Annotated in this window: 18 protein-coding genes; 11 read left to right on the plus strand and 7 right to left on the minus strand. The window is 61.6% G+C overall.

Annotated elements, in window-relative coordinates:
* Positions 1-42: 42 nt before the first annotated feature.
* Complete coding sequence (locus tag PDMSB3_RS15940) at positions 43-465, plus strand: DUF1214 domain-containing protein (protein WP_035517931.1); 423 nt, start codon at positions 43-45, stop codon at positions 463-465.
* 569 nt (positions 466-1,034) lie between these two features.
* Entirely contained in the window at positions 1,035-4,883 is a 3,849-nt protein-coding gene (locus tag PDMSB3_RS15945) for an autotransporter outer membrane beta-barrel domain-containing protein (protein WP_007180758.1), read from the plus strand.
* A gap of 521 nt (positions 4,884-5,404) precedes the next feature.
* Here PDMSB3_RS15945 and PDMSB3_RS15950 read toward each other — a convergent pair.
* A complete protein-coding gene (locus tag PDMSB3_RS15950; RefSeq protein ID WP_007180757.1) occupies positions 5,405-6,568 on the minus strand; it encodes an alpha/beta fold hydrolase in 1,164 nt (387 codons plus the stop codon).
* A gap of 115 nt (positions 6,569-6,683) precedes the next feature.
* Between PDMSB3_RS15950 and PDMSB3_RS15955 the strand changes: the two genes are divergently transcribed.
* The gene (locus PDMSB3_RS15955; RefSeq protein ID WP_007180756.1) at positions 6,684-7,625 is read left to right on the plus strand and encodes a LysR family transcriptional regulator; all 942 of its coding nucleotides are present in this window, start codon (positions 6,684-6,686) and stop codon (positions 7,623-7,625) included.
* A gap of 108 nt (positions 7,626-7,733) precedes the next feature.
* Here PDMSB3_RS15955 and PDMSB3_RS15960 read toward each other — a convergent pair whose 3' ends face one another.
* The 3 genes from PDMSB3_RS15960 to phnA form a co-directional block, all read right to left on the minus strand.
* Positions 7,734-8,246 (minus strand): isochorismatase family protein, encoded by a 513-nt coding sequence (locus PDMSB3_RS15960; protein WP_007180755.1) that lies wholly within the window; start codon positions 8,244-8,246, stop codon positions 7,734-7,736.
* Positions 8,247-8,377: 131 nt separating this feature from the next.
* Positions 8,378-9,139 (minus strand): MFS transporter, encoded by a 762-nt coding sequence (locus PDMSB3_RS15965; RefSeq protein ID WP_035517929.1) that lies wholly within the window; start codon positions 9,137-9,139, stop codon positions 8,378-8,380.
* 80 nt (positions 9,140-9,219) lie between these two features.
* Complete coding sequence (gene phnA, locus PDMSB3_RS15970; RefSeq protein WP_007180754.1) at positions 9,220-10,449, minus strand: phosphonoacetate hydrolase; 1,230 nt, start codon at positions 10,447-10,449, stop codon at positions 9,220-9,222.
* 97 nt (positions 10,450-10,546) lie between these two features.
* Between phnA and PDMSB3_RS15975 the strand changes: the two genes are divergently transcribed.
* From PDMSB3_RS15975 to PDMSB3_RS15995, 5 genes are all read left to right on the plus strand, one after another.
* Positions 10,547-11,449, plus strand: coding sequence for a LysR substrate-binding domain-containing protein (locus tag PDMSB3_RS15975; RefSeq protein WP_007180753.1), 903 nt, complete (start codon positions 10,547-10,549; stop codon positions 11,447-11,449).
* Positions 11,450-12,012: 563 nt separating this feature from the next.
* The gene (gene ribBA, locus PDMSB3_RS15980; protein ID WP_007180752.1) at positions 12,013-13,149 is read left to right on the plus strand and encodes a bifunctional 3,4-dihydroxy-2-butanone-4-phosphate synthase/GTP cyclohydrolase II; all 1,137 of its coding nucleotides are present in this window, start codon (positions 12,013-12,015) and stop codon (positions 13,147-13,149) included.
* A 49-nt stretch (positions 13,150-13,198) separates the two neighbouring features.
* On the plus strand, positions 13,199-13,702 hold the full coding sequence (gene ribH / locus PDMSB3_RS15985; RefSeq protein WP_007180751.1) for a 6,7-dimethyl-8-ribityllumazine synthase: 504 nt from the start codon (positions 13,199-13,201) through the stop codon (positions 13,700-13,702).
* Positions 13,699-14,133, plus strand: coding sequence for a transcription antitermination factor NusB (nusB, locus tag PDMSB3_RS15990; protein WP_007180750.1), 435 nt, complete (start codon positions 13,699-13,701; stop codon positions 14,131-14,133). The genes ribH and nusB overlap by 4 nt, the downstream gene beginning before the upstream one ends.
* Before the next feature lie 145 nt (positions 14,134-14,278).
* Entirely contained in the window at positions 14,279-15,475 is a 1,197-nt protein-coding gene (locus PDMSB3_RS15995; protein WP_007180749.1) for a pyridoxal phosphate-dependent aminotransferase, read from the plus strand.
* Between the two features lie 105 nt (positions 15,476-15,580).
* On the opposite strand, the gene PDMSB3_RS16000 is transcribed toward PDMSB3_RS15995, so the two are convergent.
* A complete protein-coding gene (locus PDMSB3_RS16000; protein ID WP_165186891.1) occupies positions 15,581-16,777 on the minus strand; it encodes a lytic transglycosylase domain-containing protein in 1,197 nt (398 codons plus the stop codon).
* A gap of 605 nt (positions 16,778-17,382) precedes the next feature.
* On the opposite strand from PDMSB3_RS16000, the gene ubiD reads away from it, so the two are divergent.
* Both ubiD and PDMSB3_RS16010 read left to right on the plus strand, forming a co-directional pair.
* Positions 17,383-18,951 (plus strand): 4-hydroxy-3-polyprenylbenzoate decarboxylase, encoded by a 1,569-nt coding sequence (gene ubiD / locus PDMSB3_RS16005; RefSeq protein ID WP_165186894.1) that lies wholly within the window; start codon positions 17,383-17,385, stop codon positions 18,949-18,951.
* A gap of 53 nt (positions 18,952-19,004) precedes the next feature.
* A complete protein-coding gene (locus PDMSB3_RS16010; protein WP_007180746.1) occupies positions 19,005-19,682 on the plus strand; it encodes a LysE family translocator in 678 nt (225 codons plus the stop codon).
* A gap of 105 nt (positions 19,683-19,787) precedes the next feature.
* Here the strand turns inward: PDMSB3_RS16010 and PDMSB3_RS16015 are convergent, their stop codons facing one another.
* Together PDMSB3_RS16015 and PDMSB3_RS16020 are read right to left on the minus strand one after the other, a co-directional pair.
* Entirely contained in the window at positions 19,788-20,753 is a 966-nt protein-coding gene (locus PDMSB3_RS16015) for a threo-3-hydroxy-L-aspartate ammonia-lyase (protein WP_007180745.1), read from the minus strand.
* A 154-nt stretch (positions 20,754-20,907) separates the two neighbouring features.
* Positions 20,908-21,207: a hypothetical protein gene (locus tag PDMSB3_RS16020; protein ID WP_007180744.1), complete on the minus strand. Its 300-nt coding sequence runs from the start codon at positions 21,205-21,207 to the stop codon at positions 20,908-20,910.
* Between the two features lie 786 nt (positions 21,208-21,993).
* Between PDMSB3_RS16020 and PDMSB3_RS16025 the strand changes: the two genes are divergently transcribed.
* The gene (locus tag PDMSB3_RS16025; RefSeq protein WP_007180742.1) at positions 21,994-22,932 is read left to right on the plus strand and encodes a Rossmann-like and DUF2520 domain-containing protein; all 939 of its coding nucleotides are present in this window, start codon (positions 21,994-21,996) and stop codon (positions 22,930-22,932) included.
* The last annotated feature ends 64 nt before the right edge of the window (positions 22,933-22,996 follow it).

A 22,996-nucleotide genomic window follows, 5' to 3' on the forward strand; every position in this document is an offset into this window, starting at 1 on the left:
CTTGCGTCGCGCTCTCATCCACCTGAGCAACGCTTCGTCGACATGGCCGGGAAATTATTCGACGGCACCGTCGCATTCGATAGTACTTTTTATGGCCGGCTCGCCCGCATGATCCAGGAGGAGCCTGTGCAAACGCGGGATGGTGGCAAGCAATACATCCTCCACGTACCAGCAAACGTTCCGGCCAAGGAGTTCTGGGCGGTCACTGTCTACGATAATCTGACACGCTCGATGATCGCTACCGATACGATGAAAGCGGGCGTGTCGAGTAAAGACAAGTTGCAGATGCAAGCTGACGGATCGGTGGATATTTATTTCGGGCCACAAGCGCCGGCGGGCGTAGGCAGCAACTGGGTGAAGACGTTGCCGGGCCAAGGCTGGTTTGCTTATTTCCGCTGGTATGGTCCAACCCAGCCGTTTTTCGATAAGACGTGGGCTTTGCCTGACATTGTAGAAAACCATTAGCTGGCGAATATCTAGCTTACAGAAGAACCGCTCCCCGCTTGCTATCGGTCGCTTACGACGGCACATAATATGACCCCTCAGGGTCGAGCATAGTCAGCGTTGCGCTGGGTCTTTGGTGGCCGTTTTTCAACTAGCTACGAATTAGTAGAGAGTAAAACTGGATGACCGGTTGTATTGCTCAAGTACCGAAATCCTGGATGGCAATTGGACCTTTCCAGATGCTCAGCGCACGACTCAAGCGCGCCGCCGGGTTTGTAGATTGTTGACCTGCTTTTTCGTATGGCCGGTCGACAGGAAAGTTGCCTTCCCATCAAGGTCGATTTTCGCCACCGTACGCAGCTTGACATCGGTATCCGTGCTCACCCTGTGAATCGAACACGCGCGGCCCATTTCAGTAGTCTTTTACCTAGTAGGGCACCTGCTGTCTATTTGTTGCGAACCTCCCGCCAGGCAACGATCAGCTGACGACTGGATGTCTTCATCCGATTAAATCGCGATCTTCTCTTGCGATTTGTCCTATCATTCCTTTCGATTCGCCTTCTGACGCGCATTCGTTGAAGGAGAGCCGGATGAAGTCGACCTCAAGAAAGTTGGCCTTGAACGTGAAATTCGAACTACCAGCGCGCTCGTCAGTAATCCTGATGACAGAGGTCGGGGCAATTTTTTTCTGCTCCACTGCGGCGCGAGCTCAGACTGCGCCTTGCGGGTTGGCCTCTGGCATCTATGCCAGCGCTGTCTGCACGCCGGCGGTCGGAACGCCCGCGACCGTTACGACGACGACGGGTACGACGTTCACGACCCCCACCGGAACGAGTATCAACGTCACCGCCCGCGCCGCCGATGCGACGGCGTCCTTGTCGGGCACAACGGTCACCAATAGCGGCGGCGCCGCAGCAAACGGGGTGCAGGTTCGCGTGACGAGCGGCACAGGGAACGCCTCTGCCGTCTTCCAGAGCGGCACGACCGCGATCACGATGCAGGGCACTAGTCAGGATGGGGTTGCCATATCGAACAATTCGGCGGGAAGTGCGAGCGTTTCCGTGGCCCCCGGCGCGACGCTGAACATCACCAATGCCGTAACCGGGGACGAGCACGACGGCCTCGACGTCGCCAGCACAGGGAGCGGTAACGCTTCGGTAGTTCACAACGGCAGCGGCACGATCTCCACCGCGGGCGGTAATGCGTTATGGATAAAAGCGGCTAATACTGGCACGGTCAATGCGCAGACGGGCAGCGGAGTTACGCTGTCGGTCGATAACACCAATTCCGCCTCTGGAGCGCGCAACCATGCTGGCCTCCACATCCGCTCCACAGGATCGGGCGCCACGACAATCGACAACGCGGCCACGATTCAAGCCCATGGCTCCAATGCATTCGGCATCTATACCGAGGGCGCGACCGGTTCCGTTTCAGTTCACAACACCGGCTCAATCACCACTGACGGCCTGAACGGCTTCGGTATTCGTTCCACGTCTGGCGGCGGCGCGATCGATATCTCAAACGCTGGAGCGATCACAACGACCGGCTCTGCCGCTCACGGTATCTATGCAAACGACAACACCAATACGGCTGGTCCTATCTCGGTCGAAAACAATGGCGAGTTGACAGTCGGCGGCGCGAGCGCAGTGGACGGATCGCGAGCCATGTTTCTAACGGGCAGAGGCAACGGTAGCGTCATTGTTACGGGCAACGGTAACATCTCAGTGCTCGGTAACCCATTGACGACGCGCGGTCAGGGAATACTCGTCGGTACCGAACTCGGGAACGCTACGGTGAACTATGGCGGCAACATCACCGTACAAGGCTCGGGTGCCGGCGGAATTCGCGCCGATTCGAGCGGCGGAAACGTTCAGGTAATCTACACGGGCAACCAGATCGAGACCTTCAACACCCTGGCCAATGCCATTTATGCCACTGCGACATCCGCAACCGGGACGGTAGGCATCACTGCGCAGGGCAATATCATCACTCATTCCAACGCGGGCAGCGGCGACGGCACCGGTATCTCGTCGTTCGGTCTCCAGGGGTACAGCCAGGGCGGCGATGTCAGCGTTACGTTCACGGGCTCCGGCATCGACGTGAACGGAACCGGCGCGGCAATCCTTGCAGCCAATGCATATACAGGAACTGGCCTGGGTACACTAACAGTGGCCAACACCGGCGCGCTCGTCGCCCGGGGCAACCGACAGCAGGGCATTCACACGCGCTCGTCAACGGGCACACAAACTATCTCGAACCAGGGCGCCATTCAGACCTATGGCGCAACCGGGAGCGCCGGCATTCTCGCCGAGGGGGCGGGCGCCGCATCTATCTCGATCGTCAACGAGGGCTCGGTCACCACGCGCGGAACCACTTCAACCGGCATCGATGGACGTACGCAAGGCGGCTCCGTCGACATCCGCAACAGCGCGCCGGTGAGCGCGGGCTGGGGGGCGAGCGTCGGAGTTTCGCTCGGTGGCGCAACCCAGACGCTGAGCAACACGTCGAGCATCCAGGCACTGAGCGACGTTGCGGTACTTGCCGATACCTCCGGCCTCGGATCTGCCGACAACGTCGTGCTTCAACCGATCGACCCAACACTGGTCGCCGCGCCAACGCCGCTGTCGACGGTCAGCGCGGGTTCGCCATCGGTATTCAGCTTCGCCAACTCGGGCGAGATAACCGGCGTGGTCAATGCGACAACGTCGAAGGTCACCGTCAACAACAGTGGCATCTGGAATCTGCGCAGTTTCGTCGACAGCGTTGGGTCCGGCACACGGGACACCTGGAACGTCGCGGTGAGCAACCTGGGGACGAGCGGCGGCAACGCGGTCAACAATATCGGCACGCTCAATCTGAATGCTCAGCCATCGGGTGACATGAGCACTTTCAACGCGGCAGGTGCATATCTACCTCTGGGTCAGGCGAGCAACACGCCCCTGCCGGGTGGCGCGGTGCAGGGGCAGATACTTGGCGTGAACACGTTCACGAACAGCGGCATGATCGATCTCACGGGTGGCGCTCGTGCGGTGGGCAATGTACTTGTCATCGGCGGCGGACAGACCGCTGGCCAGGACGGCGGTGGCGTATTCGTGTCGAACGGTGGCACGCTGAAGCTGAACACGGTGCTCAATCAAGGTGGCGCACACAGCCAGTCCGACATGCTGGTGGTCGATTCGACCCGCACCGGTCCGGGAGGTCCGACCCGCATCCAGGTCAATAACATCGGTGGCGTCGGCGCCGTCACGAGCGATAACGGGATAGCCGTGGTGGACATTCTCGACAAGTCGCCCGCAGCGAGCGATCCAAATGCATTTGCGCTGAATGGACGTGCCGTAGCGGGCCCCTATGAATACAGGCTATTCCGTGGGAACGACCAGGGAACCGCGACCGATGCATGGTATCTGCGCTCGGAAGAGTCTCCGGTGCCTCCGCCAAACCCCGAACCACCTGGACCGCCCGAGCCAACGCCCGGCGCCCCGCTGTATCGGCCGGAGGTGGGAGCCTATCTGGCGAATCAGCGGGTCGCGGGGATGATGTTCGTCCATAGCCTGCACGACCGCCTGGGCGAGCCTCAGTACGTCGAAGGACAGGGTTTCGATCCCGCATCCGACAAACCACAGTCCGGTTGGCTACGGGTGGTGGGAAGATGGGAAGGGTCCGAAAGCAGTAACGGAATCTTCAAGACCAGCACTGACTCATTCCTGCTGAACGGCGGCCTCGAAATCGCAAAATGGAAGCTTGCGAGTGAGACCGACAGGCTGCACGTTGGCGTCATGGCGAGCTACGGCAACGCCAGCACCGATGCCGAAGCGCAGGGCAATCCGGCCCATGCCAAGGGCAACGTCGAAGGCTGGTCCGTTGGTGCTTATGGCACCTGGTACCAGAACGACGAACGGAAGCTGGGCGCCTATGTCGACACCTGGTTTCAGTACGGATGGTTCACGAACCAGGTCGAAGGCGATCTGCTGCCGACGGTCCAGTATCATGCGCATGGCCTTGGCGCGTCGGGCGAAGTCGGATATGCGCTACCTCTGCCGCACGATTGGGTCGTCGAACCCCAGGCACAACTCATCTATATCGACTACAACGAGAACGACATCACGGAGCCTAACGGCACACGCATCAGCGGAGCGGATTCGAACGGCGTCATCACGCGGCTTGGCGTTCGCACCAGCCGCACATGGGAGAGGGCCGACGACCGTAAGGTGCAGCCATACCTCACATTGAACTGGTGGTATACGGATACGACCAGCAGTGTGAGCTTCAATCAGGTGCCGGTCGGCACGATGTATCCGCACAACCAGTTCGAAGTGAAGGTAGGCGTCAACGCTGACCTCGGAAAGCGGTGGACTGGGTGGACGAACGTCTCCGGCGCCTGGGGGCAGCAGAGTTACTACCAGTATGCGGTGCGCGCGGGCGTCAAATATACGTGGTAAGTGCGCAGCCGTCCGACAAGCGGGTCAAGGACCACGCGCCAACGAATGTCCGCGCCTCTCTCTCTTGATCGGCCGCTCACCCCAGTTCGCGGAGTGCCTCTTCAGGTCGAAATGAGCCCGTCGAACCGGCCCACGCAGTTCTGTGCCATTGCCCGACCTGCGCCGTGCGGAAACGCCAATCCAGCACCGTCTACCAGTGTCTCGCTGCAGACACCGTCAAGTGACGGTATTTCTGACGGTATACTGGCGACGCTTCGCAGCCTTACCTATACAAGCCAAGCGTTTTCAGCCAGACTCAACATAATCGCGCGGAGAATTCGCGACTTTTTGCTGCTTTCTACGTATGCCGCTGGACAGTGAAAAACTGCAAGCCGAACGCCACATTAGTTACCCGCCCCGACCGCAGGCCGCACCATACCCATATGATTATCGAGTCAGCTACGAGCACAGCCTGAAGATCGATGCCGACGCGTTCATCGTTCAGGTTCCATCGCGGCTCGTAGACGGGATTCCGGTGCCATTCAGTTCAGCCCAAGCGGATTGGAGATCCGCAGTCTCCACCCACCGTCGCGCCCCTTTTCCATAACCTGCGTAGCAGTGCCGCGCTCTTCGTGCTCGTGACCGTCCGGTAGCGTCACGTTCAGGGTCCAGTCGAGCAGGACGAGGGCTATGTCGCCGCTCGTCAGTACACGACGCACTTCGTTACGGATGTGCGGGCGCAGTGCCAGCAACTGAGCGAGGCCGACGCGCAAACCGGCGGGGCTTTCCTGTACCACCTCGCCATTCGTCATCCGCATCGTGGCCAGATTGCTAAACGTACCGAGCAGGGCATCGAGATCGCCCGCGTTCAGCGCCGCATCGAAAGCGACCGGGATCTGCTCGGGCGAGTTACACACGGCTGACTTGCTCTCGATCGCTGCGGCGAATCGCGCGATGAGCCGCGCCACCTCGGCGGGCGCCTCCAACGGCGACAAGTGTCCCGTGCCGGGCAGGACGTGCATCGCCGCGTGCGGGATGCGAGGCAGCAGCTCCGCCTGCAGTGTTGCGACGCGATCCACCTGGTCAAGCTCGCCGGAGATGACGATGGTCGGCGCGTCGATTGCCGCCGTCGCCTCGGTAATGTCTTCGCGCATGGCCACGTTTGGCCAGCCCGCTTTAGCCTCCGGTGCGCCCCTCAGGCTGTCCTCGATGACTTGCTCGCGGCGAGCGGCGTCGAGCGGCTTTGCTGTCAGGACGTGATCGATAACGAATTCCACCGATTCGCGCGTTTGATACGCGCCGGTCAAGGTCGCACGTTGCTCGTCAGAAAGGAGCATCGGCGACGGCGGCGACGGCGCGACGAGCACAAGACCTTCGAGCCCGCCCGGCCGGCGCGATGCGATAAGTTGAGCAACCTTCCCGCCCATTGAATGACCGACTAGAACGTAGCGCCGCAGCCCCAGCGCTTCGATAACGCCTTCGGCATCCGCGGCGAGATCGGCAATGCGGTAGCCGTCGGCGGGCGCCTCGGAATCACCCCAGCCCCGGTGATCGGTGGCAACGATTCGATAGCGGTCGGACAATTCGCCTGATACCGCATCCCATGTGCGCGACGAGCCGCCGTAGTAGTGCAGGAACACCAGCGCCAACTCGCCGCTGCCCCGCTGCGTGACGTGAATCCGCGTGTCGTTCGACTTGATTACCATTTTCGTGCCCCTTGTCCGTTAGCTGATGCCCGCATAGTAGATTCAAGTCTTCAGTTTGATAATTACCAGATCGGTGTGTTCAGTCGATAATGCTGCTATCGAATGGGAGGGCAAAATGGACCGGCTCACGAGCCTCGGAGTATTCGTCGCCGCTGTCGAGGAAGGCAGCTTTGCCGCGGCGGCGCGCCGCTTCGGACTATCGGCAGCGATGGCCGGCAAGCACGTGAGCGCCCTCGAGGCCGAACTGAATGCACAGCTACTCCACCGCACCACACGGCGCTTGAGGCTGACCGATACCGGCCAGACTTACTACGAACGCTGCAAGCGGATTCTCGAAGCCTTCGACGAAGCGAAGCGGGAAGCGAGCGATTCGCAAGGCACGGCGCGCGGTGTGCTGCGCATCGCAGCGCCTGTCACGTTCGGTGCGATGCACTTGGGCGAGGTTGCGGCGCGCTACATGGAGGACCATCCGCATGTCAACGTGGAAGTGCTGCTCGGAGACCGCTACGTCGATCTCATCGATGCGGGCGTTGACGTCGCAATCCGGATCGGAAAACTGGAGGATCCGGGACTTGTGACGCGCCGGCTTGCGCCGTGCCGGATGGTTGTGTGTGCGTCTCCCGCCTACCTCAAGCGCCACGGAACGCCGCGCAAGCCGGACGACTTGCTGCGCGCGCAACGACTTGCGTTCAGCGAGGCCGTGTCGGCCGGAGACTGGACATTGCACGACAGGCAAAACCGCGCGCACGTCATCGACGGACCTTGCCGAATGACGGCCAACAACACCCAGATGCTGCTCGCCTCCGCTATTGCCGGAGCGGGCATCGTGTACGGTCCGACCTTCGTATTCGGAGCGCACATCCGAAGCGGAGAACTCGTAGCGCTGCTGCCGGCCTATCGTGCGGCTGATCTGACGATTCAGGCGGTTTATCCGAGCGCGCGGCGCATACCGCTCAAGGTGCGCCGGTTTGTCGATTACCTCGCCGAGACGTTCGGCGATGAACCGCCTTGGGATCGCAAGGAAATGCCTCAGAAGCGCGGCTGTTCCGGCTGCTAAAGCGGCCGTTGAGGAGGGGCAGGTAAAAGCGGCTGTTCAGGGTGGACAGTGGTCAGCAAGATAATGCTACGGCTCGATACCCAGGCAGCTTACTTCGTTCGTCCTTCATCAACCAGCGAAGAGTCCAAAATCGACGTCTTTGCCCGCTACGATGCCGCCCGCGCGCCCCGGCGCGCGTTGATTGCTCCAGTAAAGATTTGTGTGCGCGATCACGCTGGCCGGCGGTGGCGCGCCCCATCGAGTCATGTCTTCGGTCGTGTGCGCATCGCTGGCCAGAGTTACGTCGTAGCCGCGCACAAGGCCGCCGTGCACTGTCGAGCGAATGCACATGTCCGTTTGCACTCCGGTCACGATGAGTTTGCCAACGCCGAGCTTCGATAAGGCCTGTTCGAGGTCGGTGCCTTCGAACGCGTCGCGGTAATGCTTTTCGATAATCACTTCCTCCGGTCCTGGCGAAAGTCCGTCGACGATCTGCCACGCATTACTTCCAGCTTCCAGGTCTTCGTCGGAGTGACGGACCCAGATGACCGGTACGTGGGCGCCCCGCGCTCGCTCAACGAGCGCGTTGATGGTGCGGAGCACTTCCTGGCGTCGATCGGCAGCACGCGACCTTGAATCCAAGACCCAACTCGGCCATTCGAGTCATCGCGCACTAAACGGCCGCTCCCGAGATAAAAACGGCCGTCCACGAATCGACTTGTAGCAATAGAAACGCATCGAGAATTCCATCCCGGTTCGCACGACGCGATTCGTCAGCGCTTGATCAGCATCGAAAGCGCTGCGCTTGCTGCGCAAAGCCCTGCGACAGTCGGAAAGATGATCGACGTATGGCCGGTGGTATCGATAATGTGGCCGATAACCGGTTCGCCGATGCCAGCGAACATGTACGACATGGTGTTGAGCACACCTGTTGCTGTCCCCGCAGCGCGGCGCCCGAAAATATCAGGACACAAGGCCCAGAAAGAGGATGCCGGCCCGAAGACAAAAAAGCCGCACAAAAACAGAAGCACGATCGCAAACATACTACCGTGCGGCACGAACATCATGAAGATCGCCGTCGCGCAGGCCAGCACCATGTACCAGACGATCGCCATATAGCGGCGCCCTTGAAACAATACGTCGGATATCCAGCTATTCGACAGCGAGCCGAGCGCCATGCCTACCGGTAACGCGACCGTGATCCACTTCGGGTCGATCAGCGCCGATGAAGTCTTCCAGTCCATGCCGAGAAAATGGACCGGCACCCAGACCACCAACGCGTACCGTGCTGCGTTCTGGAAGCCGATTGCGAGACCCGTGATGTAGAGCCTCCAGTTCTTCATCACGAGCGCGTATCGCTGCGCGCTCGTCAGCTCATCCTCCGACTCCGCTGGAGAGGCCGCCTCTTCCGATTTTTCAGCAGCGGGCAGATGCTGAGCCTCCGGTCGTTCAGAAACAAATAGCAACAACACCAGTGCGCCCAGCAGCATGGAAAGCGGCGCGAGACGGAAGATCCAGACCCAGCCGAGCTGCATTGTGCCCAATCAGGCGTATCTGTGGGCATTACTGTCTCCATGGGGCGCGCGGTCTTTGCCGTGCTAACCGTTTTTCGTTATCAGACGAGGTGATTGAGTGCGAGATCGATGACATCGAAATTGCGCAAGCGCCGCGTGCCGTCGTTGCCACCGAGCTTGCGATTGAAAATGAGCGGCACTTTCTGTTCGGACACACCGCCGTGAGAGCGCAGCGGCATGGTGAGCCCGGACAGGTCATGTTTGTCGGCTGCGCTGCCGAGCACCGTGAGCCTTTCGCCGAGCACCACGAGTTCACCGATCCTGTCGGACGGCAACTCGAATCGCTCGCTAGCCTGTGCACGGGTCAATACCGCCTCGACGCCGTCGATAGCCGCGAGGAACGCTGCCACGTCGCGCTGTTTCTGTTCGTCTTGATCGCGCAGGTACACCGTAGCGTAGGAGCCGAGCGCGCCGTGATGCACGACATACGGATCAGTGATTGGCAGGAGCACACGCGTCGCGTGCGCGCCGTATCGCGCATCGAGCCTATCTTGCAGAAACACGATATTTGGCCGGCCAATGGCATCGGTCTTCGCATTCATGCCGTGGTCAGCCGTGGTGGCCAACACGGCGCCCTCGGCGTGATAGCGCGCCAGGTAACCGTCCATCATCGCGTAAAAACCGTTGGCTTCTGGCGTGCCGGGAGCGTGCTTATGCTGGACGTAATCTGTTGTAGAGAGGTACATCAGATCAGGGCGCTCTTCACGCAAGATGGAAAGCCCAGCGGCAAACACGAACTCCGAAAGCTCTGCGCTGTACACGGACGGCACAGGCATGCCGACTCTCGCCACGATGTTCCTGATACCGTGCTCGTCGAGGTTCACCTGGTCGGCCTTTTCAGCCGAAAAACAGATCCCTTCCAGCCGGTGTCCGAGCAGACTGCGCAGCTTGTCCTTCGCGGTAACGACGGCGACGCGCTGACCCGCGCGAGCCATCTCCGCAAGAATGGTGGGCGCGCGCAGGTATTTGGCGTCGTTCATCAGGACTTCCGTCTGCGTCTCCTCGTCGAAAAAGAAATTGCCGCAAATACCATGTACCGACGGCGGCGCGCCCGTGACGATCGACAGATTGTTCGGGTTGGTGAACGACGGCACGACGCAGTCCCCGGCCAGCACGGTGCCGAACGAACGCAAGCTGGCCAGAAACGGCGCTTTGTCGGCCAAGATCGCCTGATTAATGTATTCCTGCTCGCAGCCGTCGACACACACCACGATCGTCGGCGCAGAGGGCAATTGATAAGTTCGAGAGTTGACGGTGATCTGCTGGGTCATGGGGACACCTTTCTGAGTGGAATGACGTCAGCGTATGATGATCAATTTACTCACACAATCGACAAAATTATCCGGATTACGCCAAATAAACTCACACATGCGATCGAAGCTTCCCCCACTCAACGCCCTCCGCGTGTTCGAAGTCGCCGCGCGCGCAGGCAGCTACTCAGCAGCCGCGCGTGAGCTCAACCTGACGCACGGCGCCGTGAGCCGTCATATCACCATCCTTGAAGACTGGCTCGGCCAGCCTCTGTTCGTGCGCGATGGGCAACGCATGGTCGCGTCCGGGCACGCACGAGCCTTTGCCCGAGAAATCAGCGCGGCTTTCGACCACATTGCGGACGCGGCGGAACGCTATGGCAAGAGCCAGCACCGTAAAGTAATTCGGGTCAGCGCGCCGGCGACGGTCGCAATGCGCTGGCTGATTCCTCGCCTGCCCTTGTTCACGGAAATCTGCCCAGATGTAGATGTGCGCGTCTCCACGACGCTGACGACCGATTCCGCACTGCGCGGCAGTTTCGATCTGGCGATTCGTCGCGAAGTACCCGCGGACGGGCAATATCAGGCATGGCCATTATTTGAGGAGCGCAACACGGTGATCGCGAGCCCGGCGCTGATCGAGCAAACCACGATCTCGTCGGTCGAACAACTTGCCGCCGAAACATGGCTTACCACGGAATCTCGTCCGAGCGATTGGGAGAGATGGACTCAAGCCGTCGGTCAACCCTCGCTTCGAGCCAGTCGAACCTTGAGATTCGATCACTTTTTTGTGACCTTGCAGGCCGTGGTCGACGGCTTGGGTTTTGGTATCGGACCATTTCCAACGCTCGATGCCGACTGCACTGCAGGGCGTCTACAGAAACCTTTTCCCGATCTGACCTCGAAGGGAGCGACTTACTTTGCATTGGTGCCGCTGGATGCCGATAAGCCTGTGCATATGAGGGATTTCGTCGATTGGCTGCGATCGGGTGGCGTGGACGAACACTCCGGCAAAAAATGAGCCCTCGTTCGCCTCGTTCGTATATGTGCCAATGTCTTTTGTTGAGAGCCGACTGACGCTCCAGCGCCAGCGGCCATAATTTGAAATCGCAGGGTCGTGAAATTCGGCTTCAACGAAAGGAGGCTCGACTTTCACGGTGGCAAGCCTATGATTCATTCAAGAATGCATCACACCGACTGCCTGCAATGGTGCATCCATCACCGTCTGCTGACGTCTCTCCATACAGCAGCCGTTAAATGACATTATTTCTGACGGTATACTGGCCGCGGCTTCGCGCCTCAGCCTTATACAGCAAGCGTTTCCGGTCGGACTCGACATAGTTGCGCGGTACGTGGAGCGGATGCTGAACGCACCGAAATAACAGACCGCAACCCGGCCACGCATGCGCTGGCGGCGGCGCTCCGCCGCTTTCAGCCGGTTCATGCGTCCATCGTTTTCAACGAGCATAGCAACGGCCGACGGCTCATCGCCAGTCGGCCAAACGGCCTATGCCGTTCGGCGGAGGCGACTTGGCGACGCGCGTGGCGTAAAATACGCGCTTTCTTCGAAACTCTCGCCAACTCATGACGCTCGCCTCCACTCTAGAGATCATCGCCGAACTGAAAGCCGGCCGGATGGTGATCCTCGTCGACGAAGAAGACCGCGAAAACGAGGGCGACCTCGTGATCGCCGCCGAATTCGTCACGCCGGAAGCGATCAACTTCATGGCCCGCTACGGCCGTGGCCTGATCTGCCTGACGCTTACGCAGGAACGCTGCAAGCTGCTGAACCTGCCGCTCATGACCTACCGCAACGGCACCCAGTACGGCACGGCGTTCACCGTCAGTATCGAAGCGGCCGAAGGCGTCACCACCGGCATCTCGGCGGCCGACCGCGCCCGCACGATCGCCACCGCGGTCGCGCCGGACGCCAAAGCCGAGCACATCGTGCAGCCGGGCCACGTGTTCCCGATCATGGCCCAGCCCGGCGGCGTGCTGGTGCGCGCCGGCCACACCGAGGCGGGCTGCGATTTCACCGCGCTGGCAGGCCTCACGCCGGCCGCGGTGATCTGCGAAGTCATCAACGACGACGGCACGATGGCGCGCCTGCCGGACCTGATGGAATTCGCGAAGGAACACGGCCTGAAAATCGGCACGATCGCGGATCTGATCCACTATCGCAGCCGCACGGAATCGATCGTCGAGCGCATTTGCGAGCGCACCATGCAGACGGCGCACGGCGCGTTTCGCGCGGTCATGTATCTCGACCAGCCGAGCGGCCAGCCACACATCGCACTGGTGCGCGGCGCGCCGTGCACGGATCAGGACACGCTGGTGCGCGTGCATGAACCGCTATCGGTGCTGGATCTGCTCGAAGTGGGCGAATCCACCCACTCGTGGACGCTGGACGCGGCCATGAAAGAGATCGCCAGACGCGACTGCGGTGTGATCGTGCTGCTGAACTGCGGCGACTCGAAAGACCATCTCATCGACGTTTTCAAAGCGTTCGACTCGAAGGAAAGAGCCGAGGCGCTCAAACGCCGCCCGGTCGACTTCAAGACGTACGGCATCGGTGCGCAGATTCTGCGCGAGCTCGGTGTCGGCAAGATGCAGGTGCTGTCGAACCCGCGCAAGCTGGGCAGCATGTCGGGCTACGGTCTCGAAGTCACGGGCTTCGTGCCGATGCCAGGCAGCACCGCACAGGCTCCGCAACAAGGCTGATCCGACCATTCTCGCGCCTGGCGCTTACTCAAAACACTACGGAATTCACATGGAAATCGGACAATATCAACCGAACCTCGACGGCGACGGACTGCGTATCGGCATCGTCCAGGCGCGCTTTAACGAACCCGTTTGCAATGGTCTCGCGGACTCCTGCATCGAAGAACTCGAACGCCTCGGCGTAACCGGGGAAGACGTGCTGCTCGTCACGGTGCCGGGCGCGCTGGAAATCCCGTTGGCGTTGCAAAAGCTCGCCGAAAGCGCGCAATTCGACGCACTGATCGCGCTCGGCGCGGTGATTCGCGGCGAAACGTACCACTTCGAACTGGTCTCGAACGAAAGCGGCGCGGGCATTACGCGTATCGGCCTCGACTTCGGCATTCCGGTCGCGAACGCGGTGCTGACTACCGAAAACGACGAGCAAGCCGTTGCACGCATGACCGAGAAGGGTCGCGACGCAGCGCGCGTGGCTGTCGAAATGGCGAATCTCGCGGTCGCGCTCGAACAACTCGGCGGCGACGACGAAGAAGAAGACGAAGAGGAAGAGGCATGAAGAGCGCTCGCCGACGCTCCCGCGAACTGGCCACGCAGGGGCTTTACCAGTGGCTGCTGTCGGGCTCGCCCGGCGGTGAAATCGACGCGCAGCTGCGCGGTGCGCAAGGCTTCGACAAGGCTGACCACGAACATCTGAACGCCCTCCTGCACGGCGTGATCCGCGATTCGGAAGCACTGTCCGCGGACATCGTTCCTTGTCTCGACCGCCCGATCGAGCAGCTCTCGCCCGTCGAACGCGCCGTGCTGCTGGTCGCCGCGTTCGAACTGAAGAATCACGTCGATATCCCTTATCGCGTGGTCATCAACGAAGCGGTTGAACTCGCCAAGACGTTCGGCGGCGCGGACGGCTACAAGTACGTGAACGGCGTGCTGGACAAGCTGTCGGCCCAACTGCGCGTGGACGAAACGCAGGCGGCTCGCAAGCGTTGAGCGCGAGGCGCATGACTACGGTGCGATTCCGTCGCGCGCTTTGCTGGATGCAACGCAACGAAACTGCTTGCAAGGACGGCGTGCTGCGCATGAGCGTACGCGCAATAAGCCGTCCCGCTTTTGCTTCTGAACTGGATTTGATCGTATGAACTCCGTGACGGAACCCCTGGTGCGGCTTGCTGCACGCGTGGATGCCATCCAGCCTTTCTATGTAATGGAGCTGGCCAAGGAAGCCGCGCTTCTCGAACGCGACGGGCGCGACATCATTCACATGGGAATCGGCGAGCCTGATTTCACGGCGCCCGAGCCGGTTATCGAGGCAGCCGCGAACGCGCTGCGCCGCGGCGTCACGCAATATACCAACGCGCTTGGCCTGCACGCGCTGCGCGAAGCGATCTCGGCGCATTACGCCGACTTCTACGGTGTCAGCGTCGATCCGGCGCGGATCGTCGTCACCGCCGGCGCATCGGCGGCATTGCTGCTGGCTTGCGCGGCGCTGGTGGATCGCGACGACGAAGTGCTGATGCCCGACCCGTGCTATCCATGCAACCGTCATTTCGTGATCGCCGCCGAAGGCAAACCGGTAATGGTGCCGAGCGGCCCAGCGGAACGTTTCCAGTTGACCGCCGCCGACGTCGAGCGGCTCTGGAACGAGCGCACCCGTGGCGTGCTGCTCGCGTCGCCGTCGAATCCGACCGGCACGTCGGTCGAGCCGGATGAGCTGGAGCGCATCGTCAAGGCCGTACGGGCACGTGGCGGCTTCACCATCGTCGACGAAATCTACCAGGGCCTGAGCTACGACGCGAAGCCCGTCTCGGCGCTCTCATTCGGCGACGACGTCGTCACCGTCAACAGCTTCTCGAAGTACTTCAACATGACGGGCTGGCGTCTGGGCTGGCTGGTGGTCCCGCCCGGCATGGTCAGCGCGTTCGAAAAGCTCGCGCAAAACCTGTTCATCTGCGCCTCCGCGCTGGCCCAGCACGCGGCGCTCGCCTGCTTCGAACCGGACACGATCGCAATCTACGAAGCGCGGCGTCTGGAATTCAAGCGTCGCCGTGACTTCATCGCGCCGGCGCTGCAATCGCTCGGCTTCTCGGTGCCGGTCATGCCGGACGGCGCTTTCTACGTATACGCGGATTGCCGCACGGTCGCGCATCCTGCCGCCGGCGACAGCGCGGCGCTCACCCAAGCCATGCTGCACGATGCGGGCGTGGTGCTGGTTCCGGGCATGGATTTCGGTACGCACGCGCCGAAGGACTATATCCGGCTGTCGTACGCCACGGCCTATCCAAAGCTGGAAGAAGCGGTCGACCGGTTAGCGAAGCTCTTCGGGAAAGGCTGAGCGAAGCAACGGCGCTCTCAACCACCACACAAAAAAAAGGACACTCATCCGAGTGTCCTTTTTTGTTGCTGCTCCTGCCGAGCCGCCAGCTTTACGCCACGAACCTCAAGCGCCCAACTCCGAAGCCGATGCCACGTGCTTCGTGACGTTCGAACTCGCGTCGTCCTGCTCGGAAACCGGCGTCTTCACCGAAGTCGACGCGCTCAACGGGTGGCTACCCTCGAGCGTCACCTGCACACGTTTGCCGTTGCTGGCAGGCGCGGCAGCCGCGCTGCTATTGGTCGACGCGGTCAGAACCGGTGCCTGCGGCGCGTTGACCGGAACCTTGCGGCCACGCGCCACGTCGCGCAGACGGCCACGCTCGGCCATCACCTTGGCGCCGTAACCGCCATCGTCCTGCGATGACGAACCGACGTACAGGCGCAAGCCGCCCGGCAGCGAGCCGCCGCGTGCGATGCAATCCTTCAGCACCAGTGCGCCCACCTTGATGTTCGCAACCGGTTCGAGCGCCGCGCTCTGGCCGCCGAAATACTGGAACTTGTCGGAGTGCACCTTGGACATGACCTGCATCAGGCCTTGCGCGCCGACGCCGCTTTCAGCGTACGGGTTGAAACCGGATTCGATCGCCATCACCGACAGCAGCAGCAGCGGATCGAGACCGACTTCGCGGCCGGTGTCGAATGCGGCCTTCACGAGCTCGCTGACGGGCTCCTGAGCGACGCGATAGCGCCGTGCCAGATAGGACGCAACCAGATCCTGCTCGCGGGTCGAAACCAGCACGCGGTCGTCGCGCGCGTCGGCGGATACACGCTGCGACGGAATCAGCCGCGCCAGCGCGGTCACGCTTTGCATGGTGCGGGGATCGAGGCCATTGAGCGCCGCGACGCCCATGCCGGTCGAACCGGTGGCGTCGAATGCGCCGTCAAAGCCGGTGTTGCTCACGGTAACGCCAGCGTTGCCGTTGCTACCGTTGCTCGTGCCGCTGGCGGCGTCGGAGCCGTTAGAGCTGGCGGACAGCGAGTCGTCGGAAGACGCGCCGCCCGGCGGTCCGAAAGCCGGCAGCGGGTTGCCCTGCAGCAAACGGGCGGGACCGGCTTGCACGGCAGCCGAGATGACCGGCATCAGTTTGGCGGCTAGCGTGCCGCGCAGGGCCGGCATCAGCCACAGTGCGACGGTCAGCACAACGGCGATACCGCCGACGATGCTGAACAGATGATGACTCATTCGCGTCCCGCGACGCAGCACACCACGCACAACCTGCGCAATACGCTCATCGGGACGCCACGATAACCAGGCGTTCATTCAGATCTCCCATGTTGCATGATCCGCGAACTCCGCCGGATGAAGAGGCGGTAACGCACGTTCGCAGAGTCAAGACATCGCGTGCTCTGTCTGGTTAGGGCAGCAGCGACGTCGGGAAAACGGCAAATACCGTTTGTGGGGAGCCGTCCTGATAGAGGTCCGCGGCATGTCAAAAGCATGCGGGCGGTGGCTCCCACGCGAAAAACCAGCGTCAGTTGGCGCTGGCGAGAACTTCAATAAGGCCGTCGGATACCGTGCAGGGGTTCGGTAAACGGTGACGCGTTGCGTCTGATGGGACCGGGGGCAGTGGTAAAAAGGTTCACGCCCTGCAACCAATGTGGACGGATTCTATGCAGGGTTTTATAGATCGTCAACACTATAGATAGGCAAATGTATAACTAATTGTAATAACGAACGGTGTTCAGTCGGTCAAGAACCGCGCGGCATGCGCCTTTTGAGCGATCTCGATTCCTCCGTCTCGCCTAGCCCGTTTGGCCAATCCACGCGCGACTGCCAACACAGGTAAAATCGACAATTGTTCTGGCGCCGCGAAGCCCTGTCGCGCCTCTCCTTCCCGCCGCTTGCGCGGCACTGAACCGCACCAGATGAAATACAAAGACCTGCGCGATTTCGTCGGCCGTCTAGAGACGATCGGTGAACTGCGCCGTATCTCGCAAAACGTTTCACCTGTCCTGGAAATGACCGAGTTATGCGATCGCGTGCTGCGCGCCGGCGGTCCCGCTCTGCTGTTTGAGAGCAAGGCGCAGCATGCGTTCCCCGTGCTCGGCAACCTGTTCGGCACACCCCGGCGGGTCGCGCTGGGTATGGGGGTCGACGCGCAAGCAGGTGAAGGCGACGGCGCCGCGCTCGAGTCGCTGCGTGACGTGGGCCGCCTGCTCTCCGCATTGAAGGAGCCCGAGCCGCCGAAAGGGCTCAAGGACGCCGGCAAACTGTTCTCGCTCGCAAAGGCGGTTTGGGACATGGCGCCCAAAACCGTGAGCGCGCCGCCCTGCCAGGAAATCGTCTGGGAAGGCAACGATGTCGACCTCGCCAGGCTGCCCATTCAGACCTGCTGGCCGGGCGACGCCGGCCCTCTGATTACATGGGGCCTGACCGTGACAAAAGGCCCCAACAAGTCCCGACAAAACTTAGGCATATATCGCCAGCAACTGATCGGGCGCAACAAACTGATCATGCGATGGCTCGCGCATCGCGGCGGCGCGCTCGATTTCCGCGAGTTCGCGCTGCAGAATCCGGGCAAGCCGTATCCAGTGGCCGTCGTGCTGGGCGCAGATCCGGCGACGATCCTCGGCGCGGTCACGCCGGTGCCCGACACGCTCTCCGAATACCAGTTCGCCGGCCTGCTGCGCGGCGGCCGCACGGAGCTCGCGAAGTGCCTCACGCCGGGCGTCGACGGCTTGCAGGTGCCCGCTCGCGCCGAGATCGTGCTGGAAGGCTTCATCTATCCGCAGGAGGGCGCGCCCTCGCCCGCTCCCGCAGGCGCGCCGCCGCGTCCGCTCAAGGGCGCTTCGGCGGCGTACGAACATGCGCTGGAAGGCCCGTACGGCGACCACACCGGCTATTACAACGAGCAGGAGTGGTTCCCCGTTTTCACCGTCGAGCGCATCACCATGCGGCGCGACGCGATCTATCACTCCACCTACACCGGCAAACCACCCGATGAGCCCGCTGTACTTGGCGTCGCGCTCAACGAAGTGTTCGTGCCGCTGCTGCAGAAGCAGTTCGCCGAGATCACGGACTTCTATCTGCCGCCCGAAGGCTGCAGCTACCGCATGGCCATCGTGCAGATGAAGAAGAGCTACCCCGGTCACGCCAAACGCGTGATGTTCGGCGTGTGGAGTTTCTTGCGGCAATTCATGTACACGAAGTTCATTGTCGTGGTCGACGAGGACGTGAACATCCGCGACTGGAAGGAGGTGATCTGGGCGATCACCACGCGCATCGATCCGGCGCGCGACACGGTGCTGGTGGACCGCACGCCGATCGACTACCTGGATTTCGCCTCGCCCGTGGCCGGACTCGGATCGAAGATGGGTCTCGACGCGACCAACAAATGGCCAGGCGAAACCGACCGCGAATGGGGCCGCCCAATCGTCATGGACGCCGCGGTCAAACAGCGCATCGATTCCTTGTGGAACGAGTTGGGCCTCTAAGGCAGGCCGTACAACAAGCGTGAAATAACAGAACGAACGGAGCAGTTGCGCGGATGCATGCCTTTTCAATGATGTCGGATGGATTTTTTCTGTCGTTGTCGCTGTGTCTGGATATCGGTCTCGTGAACGTCGCCATGATTTCCCTGACGCTTTCGCATGGCTTCAAACCGGGCTTCTGGCTCGGTCTCGGCTCGTGTATCGGCGATCTGATCTATGCGGCGCTCGCGCTCGCTGGCATGGCTGCGTTACTGCAGTTCGAATCGGTGCGCTGGGTAGTGTGGATTGGTGGCGCGGCAATCCTGCTTTTCCTGACCTGGAAGATGGCGCGCGAAGCAATGTATCCGGCCACGGCGCCCGCGGTGGCCTGCGAGGCGGACGCAAATGCGCCGCATCTGTCAGCGTGGCGCGGGTTTTTGCGCGGCGTCTTACTGGCCATATCGTCGCCTTCGGCGATTCTTTGGTTCGCTGCGGTGGGCGGCGCGCTGATCGCGAAAGCCGGCGCCACGAGCGTGACGACCGCGCCGGTGTTTCTCGGTGGATTCTTTCTCGGCGGTCTGTGCTGGACGATCTTTATCTGCGGACTCGGCAGTCACGGACGCAAACGCGCCGGCACCGGTTTGCTGCGCGCCTGTCACGTGCTGTCCGCGCTGCTGTTTGCTTACTTCTCGTATAGCGTGATCGTCAACGGCTATCGCGACCTGATCGTGCAAACCGCGCACGCGGCAAGCTGATATAACAACGGCTCGCGTCGTGCGAGCCGTGTTCGATCAAGCGTCACATTCACATATCAGGTCATCAGGTCCCGCGAGCGCGACAACACCCGCCCACGCGACGTATCAGGCGAGATACTGCGCGAGCTTTTCCAGATCGACGTTGCCGCCGCTGACCACCACACCGACACGCTTGCCCTTCACCGGCACGATACCGTTGAGCACCGCCGCCGCGCCGAGACACCCCGTCGGCTCGACCACGATCTTCATGCGCTGTGCGAAAAAGCGCATCGTGTCGATCAACTGCTCGTCGCTGACCGTTTCGATCCGCGCGACCAGCTTGCGGATGATCGCAAACGTGTAGTCGCCGAGATGCGTGGAGGCTGCGCCGTCGGCGATCGTGCGCGGCGTGTCGATATGTACGATCTCGCCGCGCGCCAGCGACTGCTGGCCGTCGTTGCCCGCCTCCGGCTCGATGCCGATCACCGTGCACGCCGGGTTCAGTGCCGCGGCGGACAGCGCGCTGCCGCTGATCAGTCCACCGCCGCCGAGGCACACGAACAGCATGTCGAGCGGGCCGGTTTCCTCGATCAGTTCTTTCACCGCCGTGCCTTGCCCGGCGATCACATGCGGATGATCGTATGGTGGAATCAGCGTCATGCCACGCTCCCCCGCGAGACGCCGGCCGATCTCTTCGCGGTTCTCGGTGTAGCGGTCGTAGGTGATCACTTCTCCGCCGTAGCCTTTGGTTGCCGCGACTTTGGCGGCCGGTGCGTCGTGCGGCATGATGATCGTCGCGCGAATGCCGGCAAGGCGCGCCGACAATGCAATTGCCTGCGCATGGTTACCCGACGAATACGTCAGCACACCGGCTTTGCGTTGCTCCGCGTCGAAATGCGAGATCGCGTTATAGGCGCCGCGAAACTTGAAGGCGCCCATGCGCTGAAAATTCTCGCACTTGAAGAACACCGACGCGCCCGTTCGTTCGTTAAACGTGCTGGAGGTCAGAACAGGGGTGCGGTGGGCGACGCCTTCAAGACGCGCTGAGGCGTCGAGTACGTCGTCGAAAGTGGGAGCGGGAAGCGCTTGCATCGGCGAAACTCTCCAGAGCGGTGGCGAAACAGCCATTCTCCCAGCTTCGATGAAGGTTTGGAACGTTGGACGCGCAGCAAAAACACAAACGGCGTAACCCGGCGATCAAGCCGGCGTTACGCCGTCAACACAGCCTTATGCCTGCTGTCCGCGATCAGCGGCGATAGTAGCCGTGGCCGTAGTAACCGCGGTAGTAGCCGTGATGATAATAAGGACGGCCATAGCCGCCGTAATATCCGCCTACCACCACTGCAGGCGGCGGAGCGTAGACGACCGGCGGGGCATAGACCGGCGGAGGCGGCGCGTAGTACACCGGAGGCGGCGCGGCATAAACCGGGTAAGCCGGCGCCATCGGAACCCCGATGCCGATACCCACAGAAACGTGCGCCTCAGCGGCACCGGCGAGTCCCAGGCCGAGTGCTGCGGCAACGACAAACGGAACGATCTTTTTCACTTTATTCTCCTAGCGCGGCCCACCCAGGTCGCCGACTTCGCATGCGCTGCATGCCATGAAATCAATGTATCGAAAAAGACCGCGCGTATCTGTTCGCATTTGTTGCAAATTGCAATTGACCACAAAAGCCCGTAATACACGCTGAGGCAATGCGCCGCAGACGGGTTTCGCAAAGCACTGAAAACTCAAGGATTGTGCCTGCATGAGCGGATCCCAGCGGGGCGCGATACGCCTATGCGGCCGTAAGACATTCGCTTCCAGTAATCTTTGATTACAAATTAGCTTCAATCCTGACGTCGTCAATGGACGCCCCAAAATGAAAAATGCCCGGCCAATGGACCGGGCATTTCTTACCTGCAAAGGACGCCGTTTCAGCCAACCTTCACATATGCAAATTCGCGGGACACGCTCGGCGGCACATAGGCGCCGCTGATCCGCACGCGCGGCGTCAGGCGCTTTTTCTGGTCCCACCAGCGACGGCGCTGTGCATGCGTCAGGAACCGCAAGTGCTTTCGGTAAGAAAAAATATTCATCTTGAACCTCCCGAATCTGACTGCGAGACGAAATACCCGGAACAGCAACTGCCAAACCGGCTAACAAAGCCAATGCGGCCATTGTGAGCAGTTTTCAAGCCCACGGGGCGCATGGCGCCACATGACCGGCCAAACGCGCCATATCGTGCGCGCACTGATCAGACCAAAGTCGCCGCCAAGCCGCGCCGCAAGCGCAACGGATGCGCGATACTTCTGCTTTCCCGGTCAAATATTCCGTCTGGAGCAGGCAACCATGTCCCAGTCCTCTCTGCCGCGCCTCGGTTTCATCGGCGCGGGCCGGCTCGCGCGTTGTCTGGCGCTGTGCTTTTCACGAGCCGGTTACCCGGTCACGGCGGTAGCGAGCCGCTCGGCGGCCTCGGCCAGCCGGCTTGCCAGTCAAATTGGGCATTGCGCGGCATTCGACAACCCTCAACAGGTGGTCGACGCCGCCGATATCGTCTTTTTAGCGGTTCCTGACGACAGCATCGGTACGTCAGCACACACACTCCGGTTCATTCCGGACCGTGCGGCTGGCCCGTACGGCAAGGCACTCGTGCATTGCAGCGGCGCCTCGCCGGTCGAATTGCTCGCCCCGGCGCGTGACCAGGGTGCCGCGATCGGCGGTTTTCATCCACTGTACCTGTTTAGCGGCGACCTCGCCGATCTCGAGCGCATCGCCGGTTGCTCGGTGACGATCGAAGCCGATGGCGCGCTCAAGGACGAACTGACGGCACTGGCCGTCGCGCTGCGCTGCCATCCGCTGTCGATTCCGCCGGGCGGCCGCATGCTTTATCACGCTGCCGCGCACTACGCCGCCAGCTTCGCGCTGTGCAGCCTCGCGGAATGCGTCGCGCTGTGGCGTACGCTCGGCTTTGCCGAAGACGACGCGCTGCGCGCCCTGCTGCCGATGCTCTCCGGCACCATCGAAACCGCTCGCGACAAAGGCCTGCCGAACGCGCTCGCGGGCCCCGTTTCGCGAGGCGACACGGGCGTGGTGCGCAAGCAGCTGGCGTTGCTGGAAGGGCTCGGGGGCGACCATGCCGCGCTCTACGGATTGCTGACGCGCCGCGCAGTAGAACTGGCTGAACGGCGCGCCACGCCGCCCGCCGCGATCGAAGCCATCTCTCAGGCCGTGGAAGAATCGCTCAGCCGGTCGCTGAATCAGGCCGCAGCAGGTGCAAGCGTCAAGTAAGCCGTGATAATGTGACGTCCGGCGCCGCACGCAATCCGCCAGCGCCGCGCATCGGGACCAACAG

The sequence above is a fragment of the Paraburkholderia dioscoreae genome (genome assembly GCF_902459535.1).
Lineage (GTDB): Bacteria > Pseudomonadota > Gammaproteobacteria > Burkholderiales > Burkholderiaceae > Paraburkholderia > Paraburkholderia dioscoreae.